The organism is Konateibacter massiliensis (genome assembly GCF_900184995.1).
GTDB lineage: Bacteria > Bacillota > Clostridia > Lachnospirales > Lachnospiraceae > Lachnotalea > Lachnotalea massiliensis.
The window spans coordinates 555,642-572,567 of sequence record NZ_LT860099.1 but is presented as its reverse complement, the minus strand read 5'-3'; the positions used below and the strand labels follow the sequence as shown (position 1 = coordinate 572,567).

General features: G+C 41.9%; 17 protein-coding genes and 1 riboswitch. Of the genes, 1 reads left to right on the top strand and 16 read right to left on the bottom strand.

Going from position 1 to position 16,926, the window contains the following annotated elements; genetic code table 11:
* Nucleotides 1-40: 40 nt before the first annotated feature.
* Genes CTY48_RS08425 through CTY48_RS08415 form a run of 3 tightly spaced genes read right to left on the bottom strand, consistent with a single transcriptional unit; the run spans nt 41 to nt 3,398 of the window.
* Nucleotides 41-1,432, bottom strand: a complete 1,392-nt coding sequence (locus CTY48_RS08425; RefSeq protein WP_099468061.1) for a vWA domain-containing protein — start codon at nt 1,430-1,432, stop codon at nt 41-43.
* Between the two features lie 3 nt (nt 1,433-1,435).
* The gene (locus CTY48_RS08420) at nt 1,436-2,566 is read right to left on the bottom strand and encodes an ATP-binding protein (RefSeq protein WP_099468060.1); all 1,131 of its coding nucleotides are present in this window, start codon (nt 2,564-2,566) and stop codon (nt 1,436-1,438) included.
* A 31-nt stretch (nt 2,567-2,597) separates the two neighbouring features.
* Complete coding sequence (locus tag CTY48_RS08415) at nt 2,598-3,398, bottom strand: hypothetical protein (protein WP_099468059.1); 801 nt, start codon at nt 3,396-3,398, stop codon at nt 2,598-2,600.
* A 122-nt stretch (nt 3,399-3,520) separates the two neighbouring features.
* A riboswitch (guanidine-I (ykkC/yxkD leader) is annotated at nt 3,521-3,618 on the top strand.
* Nucleotides 3,619-3,723: 105 nt separating this feature from the next.
* Between CTY48_RS08415 and sugE the strand changes: the two genes are divergently transcribed.
* Entirely contained in the window at nt 3,724-4,044 is a 321-nt protein-coding gene (sugE, locus tag CTY48_RS08410) for a quaternary ammonium compound efflux SMR transporter SugE (protein ID WP_099470107.1), read from the top strand.
* Between the two features lie 27 nt (nt 4,045-4,071).
* Here the strand turns inward: sugE and CTY48_RS08405 are convergent, their stop codons facing one another.
* The 13 genes from CTY48_RS08405 to CTY48_RS08345 form a co-directional block, all read right to left on the bottom strand.
* Nucleotides 4,072-5,115, bottom strand: a complete 1,044-nt coding sequence (locus CTY48_RS08405; RefSeq protein ID WP_099468058.1) for an FAD:protein FMN transferase — start codon at nt 5,113-5,115, stop codon at nt 4,072-4,074.
* A 181-nt stretch (nt 5,116-5,296) separates the two neighbouring features.
* A complete protein-coding gene (gene rnfB, locus CTY48_RS08400) occupies nt 5,297-6,109 on the bottom strand; it encodes an RnfABCDGE type electron transport complex subunit B (protein ID WP_099468057.1) in 813 nt (270 codons plus the stop codon).
* Nucleotides 6,110-6,121: 12 nt separating this feature from the next.
* A complete protein-coding gene (locus tag CTY48_RS08395; RefSeq protein WP_099468056.1) occupies nt 6,122-6,703 on the bottom strand; it encodes an electron transport complex protein RnfA in 582 nt (193 codons plus the stop codon).
* Nucleotides 6,703-7,323, bottom strand: a complete 621-nt coding sequence (rsxE, locus tag CTY48_RS08390; RefSeq protein ID WP_099468055.1) for an electron transport complex subunit RsxE — start codon at nt 7,321-7,323, stop codon at nt 6,703-6,705. The genes CTY48_RS08395 and rsxE overlap by 1 nt, the downstream gene beginning before the upstream one ends.
* Before the next feature lies 1 nt (nt 7,324).
* The gene (locus CTY48_RS08385) at nt 7,325-7,918 is read right to left on the bottom strand and encodes an FMN-binding protein (RefSeq protein WP_099468054.1); all 594 of its coding nucleotides are present in this window, start codon (nt 7,916-7,918) and stop codon (nt 7,325-7,327) included.
* Nucleotides 7,906-8,916, bottom strand: coding sequence for an RnfABCDGE type electron transport complex subunit D (locus CTY48_RS08380; RefSeq protein ID WP_236354837.1), 1,011 nt, complete (start codon nt 8,914-8,916; stop codon nt 7,906-7,908). Before CTY48_RS08380 ends, CTY48_RS08385 begins: the two co-directional genes overlap by 13 nt.
* A 14-nt stretch (nt 8,917-8,930) precedes the next feature.
* Nucleotides 8,931-10,250 carry an electron transport complex subunit RsxC gene (gene rsxC / locus CTY48_RS08375; protein WP_099468053.1) on the bottom strand — a complete coding sequence of 440 codons (1,320 nt, stop codon included), beginning with the start codon at nt 10,248-10,250 and terminating at the stop codon, nt 8,931-8,933.
* Nucleotides 10,251-10,276: 26 nt separating this feature from the next.
* A complete protein-coding gene (locus CTY48_RS08370; RefSeq protein WP_099468052.1) occupies nt 10,277-10,687 on the bottom strand; it encodes a SoxR reducing system RseC family protein in 411 nt (136 codons plus the stop codon).
* A gap of 465 nt (nt 10,688-11,152) precedes the next feature.
* Nucleotides 11,153-13,021 carry a right-handed parallel beta-helix repeat-containing protein gene (locus tag CTY48_RS08365; protein ID WP_099468051.1) on the bottom strand — a complete coding sequence of 623 codons (1,869 nt, stop codon included), beginning with the start codon at nt 13,019-13,021 and terminating at the stop codon, nt 11,153-11,155.
* Nucleotides 13,022-13,179: 158 nt separating this feature from the next.
* Complete coding sequence (locus CTY48_RS08360; RefSeq protein ID WP_099468050.1) at nt 13,180-14,349, bottom strand: aminotransferase class I/II-fold pyridoxal phosphate-dependent enzyme; 1,170 nt, start codon at nt 14,347-14,349, stop codon at nt 13,180-13,182.
* 26 nt (nt 14,350-14,375) lie between these two features.
* Nucleotides 14,376-15,098, bottom strand: a complete 723-nt coding sequence (locus CTY48_RS08355) for a DUF554 domain-containing protein (protein ID WP_099468049.1) — start codon at nt 15,096-15,098, stop codon at nt 14,376-14,378.
* A gap of 235 nt (nt 15,099-15,333) precedes the next feature.
* Entirely contained in the window at nt 15,334-16,149 is an 816-nt protein-coding gene (locus tag CTY48_RS08350; protein ID WP_099468048.1) for a Cof-type HAD-IIB family hydrolase, read from the bottom strand.
* Nucleotides 16,150-16,180: 31 nt separating this feature from the next.
* Nucleotides 16,181-16,801, bottom strand: a complete 621-nt coding sequence (locus tag CTY48_RS08345) for a sugar O-acetyltransferase (protein WP_099468047.1) — start codon at nt 16,799-16,801, stop codon at nt 16,181-16,183.
* Nucleotides 16,802-16,926 lie beyond the last annotated feature (125 nt).

The window sequence follows — 16,926 nt, the reverse complement described above, 5'->3', positions numbered from 1 at the left end:
GCAATTTCTTTTCTAACTATAACAAAGCTGTTCTATAAATTCAACGCTCTTGGTTATTCATCGAATACCCGCCGCGCTCCACGTCAGTTTCATCTAATATAGGTCTCACCTTGGAAACTGTTTTCAGTTTTTTTACGGCTCCGTAAGGCTCCTTTAGGGAAAGATTCTCTCCTTTCCCGGAGATAACCCACAGAACATGATATCCATGCGGCACAACCTTTAGCCTGTCCTCCCCTTTTCCGTCAGTGAAGTAGATAAGCAGGTTGACCTTACTCTGGTTTGCATATTCAAACACCGGTGTAAATCTTGTTCCGCCCTTCGTATCGAGCCTATCCCTTAAATCACGCTCGGATCTAATCTTGTAAATCCGCCTGATTTCGTCATCACATTCAATTACGGTAGTTTCATGCCCATAATTTTTGACGATATGGATGATTTCGGACATTGCCTTTTGAAACTCTTCCTCGCTGATACTGCCGCTTATATCAATGGCGACAATAATATTTGCCTTGTGATTCCTAAGCTCTCCTCGCAAATCCAGTCTGTCAGGCTGCCTTCTGTTTCTCCTTGTAACCGTCTTCTTTTTATTGCTCTCCACCATGCCCATAAGGCGGCTTAAGTAGAGATTCCAAGGTAATTCTTCGTCTGTATGTGTTAAAGAAGCAATCAAGGTTTCTAAATAATCGGGAATCCCACCCTTTTGGGAAATATCGACAGCCTTCTTTGTAAAATCAGCCATTGTCTGGGCGTCTGCTTCATCAGACTCCTCCCATATATCATGCGTCAGCTCCGGATCATACAGCGTGGCAGCATACGGTTTCGTTTCTTCGTCCTCGTTGTCTTTTTCCTCATTCTTCAGAGCAAGGACCTCTTGAAGCTTTGCGGCATAGTATTCAAACGTTTCATAGGGCTTTAGCGTCAAGGAATACTTCTTATTGACCCACTCTAATGTGGTCGCATAGGATGGCAGATTGCTCAAGTATTTATTTACAACAATGTCCATCGCCATGTTAACGGCTAGCTTGCTGTATACCCCTCTCATCTCTCTGGCACGGATTAGATGCAAGGATAAAATATGGAGTATCTCATGCTTGATGCTGCTCGCCATCTGTTTTAAATTCAGTTTTAAAAAAATAGCGGGATTAAAACAGATGATATATTTTGCACCGCTGAAATTAGTGCCCGTCGGGCTGTTTATATCAAAACGGATTTCACGTTCCATCTGAAAGAGAAAATAGCCGTAAAAATCCTCTTTTTCTTCCATAAGGCTTGCATTTACCTTGTCAATCAGGCTAAAAAAATCCCGTTTAAAGTCTTCCGGCACATCAATTTTAAATTTTGTTGCATCGGCAGCTGGATGAGAAAAAAGTCCAAGAAGTCGTTCAACCTCTCCTCGAAGCTTGGCTGCCTGCCGTTCAAGATTCTGTTCCATAGACTACCCCCTGATTGATTCGTAGGCTTTGAAATATAAATCCACAAAAGAATCCTCCTCTATGCTTTGTTGATATACGGCCGGATAGTTGTTTTTGATATCCTTCATAATTCCGATACGCAAATCAACCGGATAGCGTTCGAGAAGGTCATTCAGCTTCAATATAACCGTATTGCCCTCGTATTCTCCTGCTTTTATTCGTTGCTCCAATACCTTTAAAATGTTTTTGGCGGAAAGATACAGTCTTGTATGGCTCTCCTCCTGTATTTGCCCCTTTACAGCCTCAGAAAGAGCTTCGTCGGTAAAAATATCCTCATATGTCAAAAGAGGGGTGTGTTCCGCCTCTAAGAAGCTTACAAACTCTTCTGCTATCATTTTTCCGACATTTCCCTTTATGACATTTAAAAAGACAGACCTTGGAATGGAATCCTTTGCCTCTTTATAAATCGCATAAGTCTTTGAAATTCTTTCATAGCTTCTTGGCGTCGCTTTCACCCCGCCGTCATTTGCCTTGTGCAAGTATTCGGGAAATGTGGAAATAAATTCTGTCACAACCGGCTCAATTTTTGCATCGACTGCCCAACTTAGCCACTGCATATAATCAGACTCCATATAAAGCCACACAAAGCGGTTTTCCTGCGCCGAATCCATATCGACAACCTGATAGTCAAAGCTCTCGCCGTATTTTCCGGATGGGTTCATTGCCGCCATAATTTTAACGCCCTCATATAGATGGTAGCCGTTAATCTCTTTGTTTAAAATCAGGTTCATAAGCTCCTGCTGAACCGTATGCTCACAGCGGTTTATCTCATCGATAAACAAAAGAATGGTACGTCCCTTAGCAAGCTGCTCATCAATTTCTTTTAGCTTATGGTGAATGGCATAAATCGTCGTCTTTCTCTCAAACCGATTGCCGTTTTCATCTGTGCCGATATAATTTTCTATTGTCGGAAGTCCGCCGATTTCTCCCTCTTTTAGGAGATTGCCGTCAATGACAATTAAGCTCCAATTGTTTTCCTTTGCAAGCTCTTTGGCAAGAGCCGTCTTTCCGATGCCGCTGTCTCCCACAATCAAGGGAACCTCCCCTGTTGCGAGCACCAAAGCAGCACTTTTCTTTGTATCCGTAAAATTCATGTGTGCTCCTATCTATATGCATTCCCTGTTTTTATGAAAACTTTAGCTTTTCATCGACGGTTATTTGTTTTGCTCGTCTGCTTCCAAATTCATAAATAAACAGTATTTTATCTAAATCATTCATAATACTCTGGTCCATCGTACTATAATTCAAAAAATTTCTGATGTAGCTCTCGTCCACATCCTCCCTTGCAATCACTTCTTTTAGGACCGCCTCCAATTCCAGCTTGGATATGTCCTTTCGCACATATTTTATGACTAGTATATTTATTTTCAAAAATTCCAATATTTTATTTTTATCCAAATCTTTAACAAATAAAATAGCACCTGCATTTTGCTTGACAGCGAGCTGTTCTGCCTTCTCGGTCGGATTCTCCAAGTAACGCAGGGCATCATAGCTTATCAAAACGGCTGCTTCCTGTACACTCTCAAAAGGCTCCTTGATAAATTTGAGAGCATCGTAGTTTTTTCTGACTGCTGTGAGCTGAAGCTCTTCACTTGGATGTTCAATATATTTAATCGCCCAGCCGGTATGCTCCAATGCCGCTTTTATTACTTCTTCGGTCGGTTCTTTGATATATTCCAGATTGATCCATGACGCTTCCACTGCCTTTTGCATCATAGCCTCCGTTGGATTTTCCACGAAGCGAATGGCTCTTGCGTTATTTTCAATCGCAAGCTCCTTCATCTCGCAGGTAGGATTTTTGATATGCTGCAGCATAAGCCCGTTTTTCCTGACAGCAAGCAACTTCATTTCCTCAGTTGGTTCCTTTATCGATACGATAACATGGGGATTGTTCTTTATCATTTCCAAAAGCTGTGCGTTCTCCATACTATCAATCCTTTCTGTTTTAAGTAATTTCCATTATATCATAAAATTTTAAATTTTTATTGACTTATAAAAATAAATTGTGTATACTCGCCTTAGTTTCTAGTTTTTATTATGAAATTTAACAAAATGTTTTCTAGGGTTCCGCAGTAAGACTGGTCTGTGACCGAGAGAAAACTCATAGCCGCTGGCTATGTCACGGAAGGATAAAAGCCTGGGAGATATCAACATGATATCTTTCAGGCTTTTTTATATCATAGAAAATTGCAAAGTGATTTCCTATGATATAAAAACTATTTATTGCACGAATGCAAAAGGAGGTGAAAATATGGCTTGGATTTATCTTACAATCGCTGCAATTTTTGAAGTAGTATGGGCGATTGCGCTAAAATATTCACATGGATTTACAAAGCTCGTTCCGTCCATCATAACAATTGTCGGTATGCTAATCAGCTTTTATCTGCTGGCGGCAGCAACCAAAACATTACCAATCGGAACTGCATATGCCGTTTGGACAGGAATCGGTGCGGTAGGAACGGTAATCTTGGGAATTGTTATTTTCCATGAGCCGGTTACTTTGGCAAGACTTTTGTTCGTGGCTTTTATATTGATTGGAATTTTGGGATTAAAGCTTACATCAGCCGCGTAGTTAAACATCAGCAGACATGAAACACCGTCAATCAGCAAACTCAAATTCAGAGTTTAAATTTTCAATTCTTGTGTCAAAGCCTTCGGAGGTATAGAGTTTATAATCTTGTCCTGTGACCGCACAGGACACTCCGTCAAGGCTTTCCACAAATTCTATTCCTTTGTCCTTTCCAAGGACGAATACGACGGTCGAGAGGATATCAGCGAGCATGGAATTGTTTGATAATGTACCGTCTGTCACAATTGTAGTACTCATAACGCCGCTGTCTGCCGGATAACCTGTCTTTGGATTTAAAATATGATGATAACGCTTACCATCTTGAATAAAAAAACGTTCATAATCGCCGGAGGTTGACAATGCTTCACCGGAGGTTCTCACAATGGCAAAATAATGACTTAAATCGGTATCTCTCGGATTGGCAATTCCAATTCCCCATGAAGTTCCCTGACTGTTTTTACCAATCGTGTAAATGGTGCTGTTTCCCAGATTAATCAGGGCATTTTTAATCTCATATTTTTCAAAAATACTGCGCACCTCATCTGCCGCAAATCCTTTTGCCACAGCACCTAAATCGATTGACATTCCCTCTTTCAACAGCATAACACTGCTTTCTTTTTCATTAACTTGGATATTATGATAATCTACCAGAGGAAGTGCTGCCTTAATTTCTTCATCGGAAGGTACTCTTTCATGGTCTGTGTGGATACCCCAGAGCTTGATTAACGGACCGACTGTAATATCAAATGCCCCGTCAGATAATTCGGAGTATGTCACAGCATTTTGGATCATCGTAAGCGTTTCGGTGTGTACCGTTACAGCAGAGTTTCCAGCAGCATCATTAATCTGATACACATCGCTGCCTTCTATCGTGGAACTAGCTATCGATTCGATTTCTTCGATTCTGGAAAAGCTCTCTTCCACCGCTTTCTGCGCATTTTTCCCTGTGGCATTTAATGTGACTAAGGTATCCATTAATACCTTGCTTTCCTCATAATGTTCCTCTACACCACAGGCAGTCATACCGGCAACAATAAGACAGCTTGTGAGAATAAGACAAATTATTTTTTTCATGTTATGTTCCGTCCTTTTTAAATGAGAATATGCCTTGGTACATTTCTATAAAAGAGAATTGCAAATCAATTTCCTATGATATTAAGATAGCCAAGTACACAAGGTACTTGGCAGGAAATGTATCTTTAGACACTCCAATATTTAATATTTTAAAATATGACAATTAAATTTGCAAGTAAATTTAATTCGCAATTAACATCTCAATTGCTTTAGTCGGACATTTTGCGGTACAAGTAACCTCGGTACACTGTTCTTTGCATATTTTTGTATCGACAATTGCAAGATTGTTCTCAATCCTGATTGCCCCATGCGGACAGTTTTTCGCACAGATACCACAGCCAAGACATGCAACAGAACAAAGCTTTTTCGCAGCGGCACCCTTTGCCTTTGAGTTACAGTTTACTAAGACAGGGGCATTTAGCGGAACCAAATCAATGACCTTTTTAGGACAGACAGCTTCACATGCTCCGCAGCCGGTACAGACATCTGGGTCAATAATTGGAAGTCCTTCCTCACTCATACTCATGGCATCAAACGGACAGGTCTTTACGCAGGTTCCAAAGCCAAGACAGCCATATTTACAGCCTTTTGGACCGCCCTGAACCAGATTTGCAGCGATACAGTCCGAAATTCCCTTGTACTCATAGCTTAACACCGCATTACTTTTTGTGCCATAGCATTTGACATGGGCAATTTTAGGCTCCATTGCAGCGCTTGCTTTTCCGGTCAGCTCTGCCACTACCGCCGCTACCGCGTCCTTACCCGGTACACATAAGTTGGGTGCTACGTCAGGGTTTAACACGACAGCTTCCGCATAAGCGGCACAGCCCGCATAACCACAGGCACCGCACTGTCCCTTCGGAAGTACATCCTCTACAATATGAATCAACGGATTTACTTCAATTGAAAACTTTTTATTTACAAAGGCAAGAATAAAACCAAATGCTACTCCAACCCCCGCCATTACAGCTAAAACCATAATTGCAATTTCCATATTCTGCCTCCTTTAGACTGCGATCATACCGGAAAAACCAAGAAATGCTAAGGCGAGCATGCCGGCTAGAATAAACGCTACACCAGAGCCCTCCAGTGACTTAGGAACGTCCGCATCCACTAATTTTTCACGAATACTTGACATCAGTACAATGGCAAGTGCAAAACCTACACCGGAACCAAATGCATTTACAACACTTGTCACAAAATTAAAGTTTGATTCTGCATTTAGAAGAGGAACACCAAGTACAACACAGTTTGTTGCGATAAGAACAAGATAAATTCCCCACATATTGTAAAGCGCCGGCGCCTGCTTTTTGATGATCATTTCCAAGAGCTGAACAAAGCTCGCAATAAGCAGTACAAAGACAACTGTTTTCAAAAATTCCAGATTGAACGGACGCAGTACAAAGTTATAAACAACCCATGCAAGCATGGAGCTTAAGGTGATAACTGAGGTAACCGCCATTCCCATTCCCACGGACGCTTTTAAGCTTTTGGAAACACCAAAGAAGATACATAAGCCTAAAAATCGGGTTAATACGAAGTTGTTTACAACTGCCGCACTTAAAAATAGAGTAATATACGCTGCCATTATACCTCACGTCCTTTCAGTTTTTTTGCTTTTCTCTCATCCCATAGCTTGATTGCGCCAATCATATAACCGATTAACATAAATGCGCCCGGCGGTAAAATCATAATCAATGCCGGATTATACCAAGAACCTAATATCGTAATGCCAAATATTGTTCCGTTGCCAAGCAGCTCACGGATAATTCCGATGGAGAGCATTGCAATTGTAAAACCAGCTCCCATTCCAAGTCCGTCAAAAATAGATGGAATAACCTTGTTTTTGGAAGCAAACACTTCGGCTCTCGCCAAAATAATTGCAAATACTACGATGAGTGATAAATAAATTCCAAGTGCCTGATACAGATGCGGGAAGAACGCCTGCAATAAAAGCTGCAGTACCGTTACAATCGTCGCTATAAATGTTATGTAAACAGGAACACGTACCTTTGGATTTACAAACTTTCGTGTCAAAGACACCGCAATGTTGTTGCTTGTGATAACAAAGAGTACGGACAAACCCATTGTCAACGCGTTTTGTGCCGTTGTCGTAACTGCAAGTGCAGGGCAAAGACTTAAAGCCAGTCGAAAAATCGGGTTCTCGTCAAACAAGCCCTTATAAAAAATTTTCCATAGTTCTTTCATCTCAATTACCTCCCATATACGCAACTACACTCTCTTGTGCGGTCCTGACTGCTTTTGTCACCGCTTCTGAGGTAATGGTGGCTCCGGTCAATGCCTGAATGTTTTGAGTGTTTGATTTATCCTTCGTCACAACGAGGGCGGCCGCTATCTTTCCTTCAAACTGGCTTCTAAAAGGCAGCTTGGAAGCATTGTCGCCGAGTCCCGGCGTCTCGTTTGCCGATAATATTTTATAGTCCAGTACTCTGTCCTCGATGGAAACAGCAACCAGCATGGAGATAATTCCGCCATAGCCCTTGATTTCAGCAGGAACGATATAAGCGATGGTCTCTCCGCTTTTTTGAGCGGCATACCAATCTGCTTTATCCGTAACCTCCACAAAGTCAGTGGCATCCTCCACCAGATTTTGCATTGCCTGTTTTTCCAACTCGGCATTTTTTTGCAGAGCAATCGGTGCAGTAATAAAATAAGTAACTGCGATGATTAGTCCGGAAACGATACAGACTATCGCCAGGTTTAAAGCAACCTGAAGAATGGTGTATTCTTTTTGGACATGTGCTTCGTCATGATGCGCTTCGCTTTTTGTTACTTCTGCCATTTTATTACCTCCTTTGCACCGAATCTTTTTGGCTTGATTGCAAGGTCAATCAACGGTGTAATACAGTTCATCAAAAGAATGGAATAACAGACACCTTCCGGATATCCGCCCTTTAATCGGATTAATACGGTAAGCATACCGGCACCTACTGCGAAAATAATCTGTCCGAGTTTTGTAATCGGAATTGTCACCATATCAGTTGCCATAAAGAAAGCGCCGAGGATAAGTCCTCCTGCCATCATATGGAAAACCGGGTCTCCCGTAAACAATCCATCCGGTCCGAAAACCCATGTCAAAATACCGACCGTTCCTATCATAACTACAGGAATCTCCCATTTTATGTAACCCTTATAAATCAGGTAGATACCGCCAAGTATCAAAAGTACGGTACAGGTCTCTCCGATACTTCCGTTTCGGTTTCCAAAAAGCATTGCCTGATATAAATTGCTTTTGCTTCCAAAGATATCTAAAAGACTTCCATAGCCCTGTTCCTTTAAAATACCAAGTGGCGTAGCAGAACTTACCGCATCAACCTTCGTCTGCATGGTGCTCCAGCCTGTCATTGCCACTGGCCAGGATACCATGAGCGCCGCTCTTCCGATATGTGCCGGATTGAAAATATTGTAGCCCAAGCCACCCATAGAATGTTTTGCAATCACAATTGCAATTGCGCTTCCGATTGCCATCATATAAGGCGGAAGGCTCGGCGGAACACACATGGCAAGCAGCAGACCGGTAAGACAGGCACTTCCGTCAAATGCTGTAATACGAACCTTTCTAATCTTTTGTACCGCATATTCTGCGGCGATTGCAGAAACAATTGCCACTATGATGTTAATCAGCGCAGGCAATCCGAAATGTATAATTCCAAAAATTGCTGCCGGTGCCAGTGCAAAATTTACTCTCCACATGATTTTTGATATTGTCTCTTCACAACGGACATGCGGTGAAGCTGAGACGGTATATATTGTGTTAGTTTCTTTCATTTGCGTATCCATACCTTCACCCCCTCCTATTTCTTAGGCGGATGAGCCGCAACCTGTGCCTTGGAAAATCTGATATACTGGACGATATTTCTCTTGGCAGGACAGACATAAACGCAGCTTCCGCATTCAATACAGTTAAATAGGTCATACTCTTCTTTTGCTTTTTCATATTTGTTGCGCTCTCCTAAAATACTTAACATACTCGGCACTAAGCCCATCGGACAGACCTCCACGCAGCTTCCGCAGCGGATACAAGGATGCTCATCACCGGAATTTACAACCGAATGGCTCAACGCCAAAATACCGGAGACACCCTTGATTACCGGAACATCTAATGTAGACTGTGCAAAGCCCATCATCGGTCCGCCCATGATAATTTTCTCAGGGGTTTTGCTAAATCCTCCGCAAAAATCAATTGCCTCCTGAAAGGTTGTTCCGATTCTCAGCAATAAATTCTTCGGCTCCTTAATGGCATCGCCGGAAACAGTTGCCACTCTCTCAATAAGCGGAATACCGTGCTCCACGGCATCGCAGATTGCGATTACAGTTCCTACGTTTTGCACAACCACGCCAATGTCTGCCGGAAGACCGCCGATTGGTACCTCACGGTTTGTCAGTGCCTTAATCAGCATTTTTTCCGCACCCTGCGGGTATTTTGTAGGCAGGGAAGCAATCTGGACATTTGTACCCTGAAACGCTTCCTTCATCGCTCTTACTGCCTGAGGCTTGTTATCCTCAATTCCAATAAAGGCATCGGTTACACCGAGCATCTTCATTGCGATTTTGACACCTGTCACAATGCGTCTTGAATATTCCAACATCATGCGATAATCTGCATTTAGATACGGCTCGCATTCTGCGGCATTTAGGATGAAGGTATCAATCTTTTTTTCAGGAGCAGGAGAAAGTTTGATATGGGTAGGGAACGTAGCTCCGCCCATTCCGACAATTCCTGCTTCCTTGATAATATCCATAAGTTCTTTTTGGTTCAGGCTCTTCCAATCTCTGTTAAACGGGATTCCTTCCGCCCATTCATCCAAACCATCGCTCTCTATTACGACTGACGGACAATCCGTTCCTGACGTATGAGGGTAATCACCGATGGCAACTATCTTTCCTGATATAGAAGCATGAATCGGGCTTGAAACAAATGCCTCACTTCGCGCAATTACCTGCCCTTTTTTCACCAAATCTCCCACTGCTACACTCGGAGAACAGGCTACTCCGATGTGCTGCCTCATTGGAATAATGGCTTTTTGCGGAAGTGGAGCCACTTCAATCGCTTTTTCCGCCGTAATTTTCTTACCGTCCGCAGGGTGAATTCCCCCCAGAAAACCTTTTAACATTTGCAATCACCTCGTAATTTATATTCTTATAATATTTTTAAAATGGAAGGTTTGGCTTTTTCGTTGTTATTTGCATAATGATCAAACAGTTTTATACCGATAACGGAAAGGGCAAACATGACTACTCCTCCAATTACCTGAAAACCAACGTGAAAGCCACCAGCGAGCTGTCCAATGAGGCCGCCTAACAGTACTCCGACTAAAATCCCGATAAGCGGGAAAATGAATACTATAAATGCAGCGATAAGGGCATTTGTTTCTTTTACTTCAAAAATTACTCTCTGTCCCGGTTTTGCGCCCTGTGGATTTTTTGCACTTACAACCACAGAATTGCTTCCCGGACAAGCTCCACAATTTTGACAATCATTATGTTTGCCGACCTTAATTCTGGCAGTATTTCCAACTACCTCAATGACGATTCCTTCAGCCGTTTTCATATTGATTACACCTCCGTATTGCGTTGCGTTTATTAATAATATTATATCAATAAAGCAACGCTTTCGAAACAATAGTCTTTTAATTAACAGTATTGATGTATAATTAACGTAGTCATAGAAAAGTTGTCACGACTGTTTAATTATTAACAAAAATTACGTCATTTCTCGGTTTTGCGCTGTTTTCGTTTGGGTGGAATAGAGAGGTTCAAGATTTTTCCATGCAATAAAAACGAATTTGGATTCTAGAAATTGTATATTGTATTTAAAAAAATACGAAGAAACATGATTTTTTGATAATTTGTGATATTTATTTCACTAGTTTTCTTTTTGAAAACAAATATGCTTTGTGCAATAGTACTAAAAAGCAGAATTTCCCGGATAATAAAAACACTGCCATAAAGCTAGGTACTTTATGACAGTGTCTTATATAGGTTATTCTTCTGTGTCTACAATTGTAAGCTGTCTTTATTTATTCACGACCGATATGTAATACAGATTGATCGAATCTTCCTTGGCAATTGTATGTGCTCCGGCAGAAAGTGTGGTTTCCAGTATGCCGTTGCTTATGCTGTAAGAGGTTCCGTCAATTTTTATTTTCTTATTGCAGTCCTCATTAAATACCAAGGTCAATGCCGCTTCTTTGCTTGTCGTAAATGAAATATTTGTGCTTGTCTCAATTTTTAGCGCAGTGGTCAGTGTCAAACCATTGTAAGTCACGGTTCCTTTACTTGTGGAAAGATTTCCTGTTATCGTAAAGAAATCACTTTCCAGACCACTTTCTGTAAAGTTTTGTACATAGGATGTACTGTCGGAGGGATCTCCTGTACTGCCGCCACTTTCTCCGCCGCTGCCCGTATTAGTGTGGGGCACCGTGAGCAGGGTCGGTGAGTTGCTTGCCGAAAATCTGGAGCCGATTGTTCCGCCGTCACTGGAAAAGGCTGCATAGCTGCTTGAGCTTGCAATCATTGCCACTCCTTTTGTGTTGAGCGTACCGTCTGAATTCCTCCAGAGTGTGTCAAAATCTGTTCCTACTGCCGGTACAGAAGTGCTCGTAAAGTCGGAGGATGTAATGCCGGTAGATAATACTGTTCCCCTTGTTGCTGAGGAAGAGGTATCCATCACCTGCAAATCCGTAACCTTGTACCACTTGCTGCTGTTGTAATATACCAGATATTTTGCGGACAGATTCACAAATTTGTCCGAGGTGCTGCTTGTTGTATAGGAAACGCAGTTTGCCACATAGGCGTTCAGACAACGATATAAGCTGAAATTATTCTTGCTTCCGCCGGTGTTGTTGTCAAATGCGGTACAATTTGTAATTTGAAGCGCACTTGGATTGTTGTTGTCAGTGAAACCGTGATGGAGATTTTGGATTGCAATACAGTTTGTGACAACGTGAGGGGTGCCTACACCGGAGCCGCCGAGCTTGAAGCCGTTTCCGTCACAGGAATCCTTTGTCGTTCCGTCCTCTGTCATACCGTTTCGCATGGCAATGCAGTTTTGGATGGTTACGACACCGATCGCTCCCGTATCAGTTTTGGCATACAAATCCCAGCCGTCATCGCTGTTATTATAAGAAATACAGCCATCGAACACGTTTCCGTCACCACAGGTCAGCTTCGACGCAAAGCCGTCGGCATTTTCATAGGTGGCAGGATCACAGTTGTTTTTTGCAGTCGAATTGATAATGTAGTTATAGCTTGGCCAGTCCGAGTAGTTTGTTACGGATGAGCTGGAACGGCTGATTTGAAGCCCGGAATCACGGTTGGAATCGAAAATACACCGTTCAATCACATTGTGACTGCCTGATACCATAATTCCGTTGTCCGCTGCACCGTAAATTGTGATGCCTGCTATGTACCAGTAATCTCCGTTTAGCTGAATTCCTCTCTCATTTTTGGAGGTATCACTGCTGTTGTAGCTTTCCCCCGAAAAATCCAGTTTAACGGTTGCACCCTTACATGCCTTTAGCACCTTATAGGAGCTGCTCTTACCGCTGTTTGATTTATCAATGGTAATTTGGCTGGTAAACTTATATGTACCGGATTTTAAAAGAATTGTGGCATTATCCTTCGAGGCTGCCTGCGCGATTGCGCTTGCCAAATCCAGCGGGCTGCTTGACGTTCCTGCTCCATTACTCGTTCCGTCTGCCGATACATAGATTGCGTCATCAAAAGAAGAATCCTCCACGTTGTAAAGATTTGTGTACATTCCCTTTGAAGACAGGCTTTCCTGTGCTGCCTGCACATTGTAAACGTTTGCATTTGCAGCTAAAGTCAAAACCATACTCATACTAAGAACTGTCTGTAAAACTTTTTTGATACTTCCATTCATTCGTATCCCCCTTATCTGAGAAAAAAAGTTATCGACTACACCCCCAGTGTAACATGTTGTTAATAGTATGGCAATAAATATTTAATATTAATTTTATAAAAATTTTATAATTGTAAAGGAATAAATTTAAAATAAGTAATTTCGAGCTAAAAATTATTTCACCCTTCCAATATTTTACTCCTCTTCACCTGTGCAATTGCATATTGAATATCCTCTTCATCGCATACAAGAGCAATCCTGACATAACCTTCCCCGCAGGAACCGAAAGCACTGCCGGGCGTCACTAACACACCTGCTTTGTCTAGCAGGTCAACAGCAAATTCCTCGGAACTTTTATAATGTGTCGGTATCGGAGCCCAGACAAACATAGTTGCCTTAGAGCGTTCCATCTTCCAGCCGATGGCATGAAAGCCGTCACAGAGAAGATTTCGCCTTCTTTCATAGGAACTCCTCGTCTCTTCCACACATTCCTGCGAACCGGAAATTGCGGTGATTGCTGCCTCCTGAAGCGGGATAAACATGCCATAATCAAAATTTGATTTCAACTTTTTTAGGTTTTCTACGACCTTTGCATTGCCGACACAAAAACCGATTCTAGCACCGGCAAGAGCATACGTTTTAGAAAGGGAATTAAATTCCACCCCGACCTCCTTGGCTCCCGGATAGGAAAGAAAGCTTTTTCCGCTCCCGCCGTCAAAAACCAGTTCGCTGTATGCGTTGTCGTGAAGCACAATGATATCGTTTTCTTTTGCAAAGGCAATAAGCTTTGTATAAAAGCTGTCAGGTGCTATTGCTGCCGTCGGGTTGTTTGGATAAGATACAATGATTAATTTGGCTTTTTGTGCGATATCCTTTGGAATATCCGAAAATTGTATCAGATAATCATGTTCCTTTTTTTGCGGCATAAAATAAAGCTTGGCTCCGGCAAGACGCGGTCCGTCTGCAAATACGGGGTAACATGGATCCGGCACAAGCACAATATCTCCCTCATTTACAATTGTCATAGAGAGATTTGCAAAGCCCTCCTGGGAGCCGTGCAAAGAACATATTTCCGTTTCAGGATTTAAATACACACCGTAGCGTCTTTCATACCAACTGCTTACTGCTTTTTGCAGAGCACTTTGGTCTTGGATGGCATAGACATAGTTTTTCTTATCAGCCACCGCACTGCAAAGTGTCTTCATAATGTGGTCCGCAGGCGGAATATTCGGCGTACCGATGCTGATGTCAATCACCCTCTCTCCATCTGCAAGCTTCTTATTTTTCATCTCAAGAAGTCTTGTGAAAATACTCTCCTTAAAGTAGTCCATTCTCTGTGAAAATTCCATAATTCTATCTCCTAACCCACATAATATTAAAAATGCAAAATCACTTCATATATAACCGGAATAAAAAATGCCGGAAGCATATTTCCTACTCTGAATTTTTTCCCAAAGGCGATGTTGACACCCACACAAAAAATAAGGGCAGAGCCGATGAAGGAAAGATTAGCAATGAGCTGATCTCCCAAAAAGGAACCTGCAAGCGCAGCAAGAAGTGTGATGCTGCCCTGATAAACAAAAATAGGGATTGCTGAAAACATAACCCCGATTCCGTATGTAGAGGCAAAAACCACGACAATTACCAAGTCCAATACAGCCTTTGCTGCAAGCATAGAGTAATCTCCGCTCAATCCGTCCTGAATAGAACCCACAATCGCCATTGCACCGACGCAAATAATAAGGGAGGTATTGACAAACCCCTCCACAAAACGATTGTCCTCCTTCACATGTGCCAGTTCTTTTAATTTATCACCAAGCGTATCTAAAAAGTTTTCAATATTTAACAGCTCTCCAACAATACCTCCGATAACAAGTGAAAAAATCAAAAGCATGGAGCCGCTTGTCTGAATTTTTCCGTCTGTAACCGTAATCATGCCCTGAAGCGTCCCGGCTATTCCGATAAAGATAACTGCCAGACCGCAAGTTTGCATCAGGATATCCTGCATCTTTTGCTTTAATCCGTTTTTTAAAAATAATCCAAAGCCGCTTCCCAAAATCACGGCGACTGTATTGATAATTGTTCCAAGTCCTCTCATTCTGTCCTCCTTAATGCACTTCCGATAAGTTACAGTATAACATTATATAACAAAGCGGACAAGTCCGCATCAACTCCCTACTCCCTCATTCATGAGGGAGTGTCTGCTTTGCCGCGCCGAATGCAGTCACGTATAGTATAGGAAGTTCAAAGAACTTTCTTATGCTATAAAAAAATCTGCGAAAGGTAAAAATTTTCGCAGATTTTGAAATAAACGATATAATAAAAACATTTTTCTATACAAGATTGTATCTTACAAATGCATTCCAAAGTCCGTCATCGGCAACGGTGTCTGTTACGAAATCGGCTGCTTCCTTTAATCCTTCCTCGGCATTTCCCATTGCAATGCCAACTTCACAGTATTCTACCATCTGTTTGTCACTTGCTGCATCGCCGAAAGCAAAGGTATCTTCCTTACCAACCTTTAGATATTCCAGCAGCGTGTCAACCGCATGCACCTTATCGATACCTAAGATTGCAAATTCACCGAATTCCTGCTTTTTGCCGGAACCGGACCAGCTGCTTACCTTTAGGATATCGCCGAATTTTTCCTTTGCCTCGTCCAACAAATCAGGATAAAGGCAGAAGCTGATTTTTGCGATATCGTCGCGATAAAAATCAGTGCCGAATATCATATGAGGAAATACAGCATCTATTTGCTTTCTGTGCTCCTCGGTATCCTCGCCGTACATGACAAGGGAGGATTTCTCCGCAAGATTATCACTGCCAAACAGGCCGTTTTTACTCTCTAAATAAAAGCCCAAATCATGTTCCTTCATCCAGTCCACTGCTTTTATAACATCCTCTTTTTTCATGACGAGGTCTTGGATTACCACACCGTTATCTTCGATGTACATGCCGTTTCCGCCAATCATTCCATCAAGACCGATTTCCCAAAGGTTTTCATAAACCTCAGCCTTGCTTCTTCCTGTCGTCAAATAAACCTTATTTCCTCTTTTTCTCGTTTCCTGAATCGCCTTAATTGCAGATTCGGGTATTTTCATATCATATCCGACCAGTGTTCCGTCAATATCTAAAAATATTACCTTCATAGTTATTCTCCTTTATCTTACCATATTAGTGTTATCTCAGCTTTGCTTCTTCTTTTAAATCCTCTGCTGTTATTTTTCTATCTTTATAATAATAATTTCTGTCGTGTTCGTCAATCTCTCTGAGAACCTTACACGGATTCCCGACTGCCACGCTGTTTGCCGGAATATTCTTTGTCACTACACTTCCCGCACCGATTACGCTGTTTTCTCCGATTGTCACGCCTGGGCAGATGATGCTTCCGGCACCAATCCAGCAGTTATCGCCGATTTTGATAGGATCTGCATACATGTATTCCCGATAATCCGGATTGATAGGGTGTCCCACTGTCGCAATTGTGACATTTGGTCCAAGCATAACCTTTTTTCCGAGTGTAATATTCGTATCATCCACAAAATTGCAATTGAAATTGATATAGGAGCCCTCCCCGATTTCAATATTTGTTCCGTAACAAAAATAAAAGGGCGGCTCTATCCATACTTTTGTCTCGCACCCAAATATCTCCTGTATAAGTCTTGTACGCTCCTCCAAGGAATCCGGCGGTGTATTGTTAAAAGCAAACATTCTTTTCTTTGCAAACATTCTGTCCTCTGGAAGTCCTTCACAATAGTCCGTAAATAGCTTGCCGGAGGCTATTCTCTCTCTCATTGTCATAATTATCGTTCTCCTCCTAAAATTACAATCCAACCTATATGGTTGCGATATTTATCTTGTCTGCTATAATAATAGTATATTATAATTATTATAACTATCAATATTTTCCGTTCGACTATAACAAT

Coding starts and splice junctions, on each gene's coding strand:
- CTY48_RS08425 (WP_099468061.1), bottom strand. CDS start 1,432: ATGGAACAGAATCTTGAACGGCAGGCAGCCAAGCTTCGAGGAGAGGTT.
- CTY48_RS08420 (WP_099468060.1), bottom strand. CDS start 2,566: ATGAATTTTACGGATACAAAGAAAAGTGCTGCTTTGGTGCTCGCAACA.
- CTY48_RS08415 (WP_099468059.1), bottom strand. CDS start 3,398: ATGGAGAACGCACAGCTTTTGGAAATGATAAAGAACAATCCCCATGTT.
- sugE (WP_099470107.1), top strand. CDS start 3,724: ATGGCTTGGATTTATCTTACAATCGCTGCAATTTTTGAAGTAGTATGG.
- CTY48_RS08405 (WP_099468058.1), bottom strand. CDS start 5,115: ATGAAAAAAATAATTTGTCTTATTCTCACAAGCTGTCTTATTGTTGCC.
- rnfB (WP_099468057.1), bottom strand. CDS start 6,109: ATGGAAATTGCAATTATGGTTTTAGCTGTAATGGCGGGGGTTGGAGTA.
- CTY48_RS08395 (WP_099468056.1), bottom strand. CDS start 6,703: ATGGCAGCGTATATTACTCTATTTTTAAGTGCGGCAGTTGTAAACAAC.
- rsxE (WP_099468055.1), bottom strand. CDS start 7,323: ATGAAAGAACTATGGAAAATTTTTTATAAGGGCTTGTTTGACGAGAAC.
- CTY48_RS08385 (WP_099468054.1), bottom strand. CDS start 7,918: ATGGCAGAAGTAACAAAAAGCGAAGCGCATCATGACGAAGCACATGTC.
- CTY48_RS08380 (WP_236354837.1), bottom strand. CDS start 8,916: ATGGATACGCAAATGAAAGAAACTAACACAATATATACCGTCTCAGCT.
- rsxC (WP_099468053.1), bottom strand. CDS start 10,250: ATGTTAAAAGGTTTTCTGGGGGGAATTCACCCTGCGGACGGTAAGAAA.
- CTY48_RS08370 (WP_099468052.1), bottom strand. CDS start 10,687: ATGAAAACGGCTGAAGGAATCGTCATTGAGGTAGTTGGAAATACTGCC.
- CTY48_RS08365 (WP_099468051.1), bottom strand. CDS start 13,021: ATGAATGGAAGTATCAAAAAAGTTTTACAGACAGTTCTTAGTATGAGT.
- CTY48_RS08360 (WP_099468050.1), bottom strand. CDS start 14,349: ATGGAATTTTCACAGAGAATGGACTACTTTAAGGAGAGTATTTTCACA.
- CTY48_RS08355 (WP_099468049.1), bottom strand. CDS start 15,098: ATGAGAGGACTTGGAACAATTATCAATACAGTCGCCGTGATTTTGGGA.
- CTY48_RS08350 (WP_099468048.1), bottom strand. CDS start 16,149: ATGAAGGTAATATTTTTAGATATTGACGGAACACTGGTCGGATATGAT.
- CTY48_RS08345 (WP_099468047.1), bottom strand. CDS start 16,801: ATGACAATGAGAGAGAGAATAGCCTCCGGCAAGCTATTTACGGACTAT.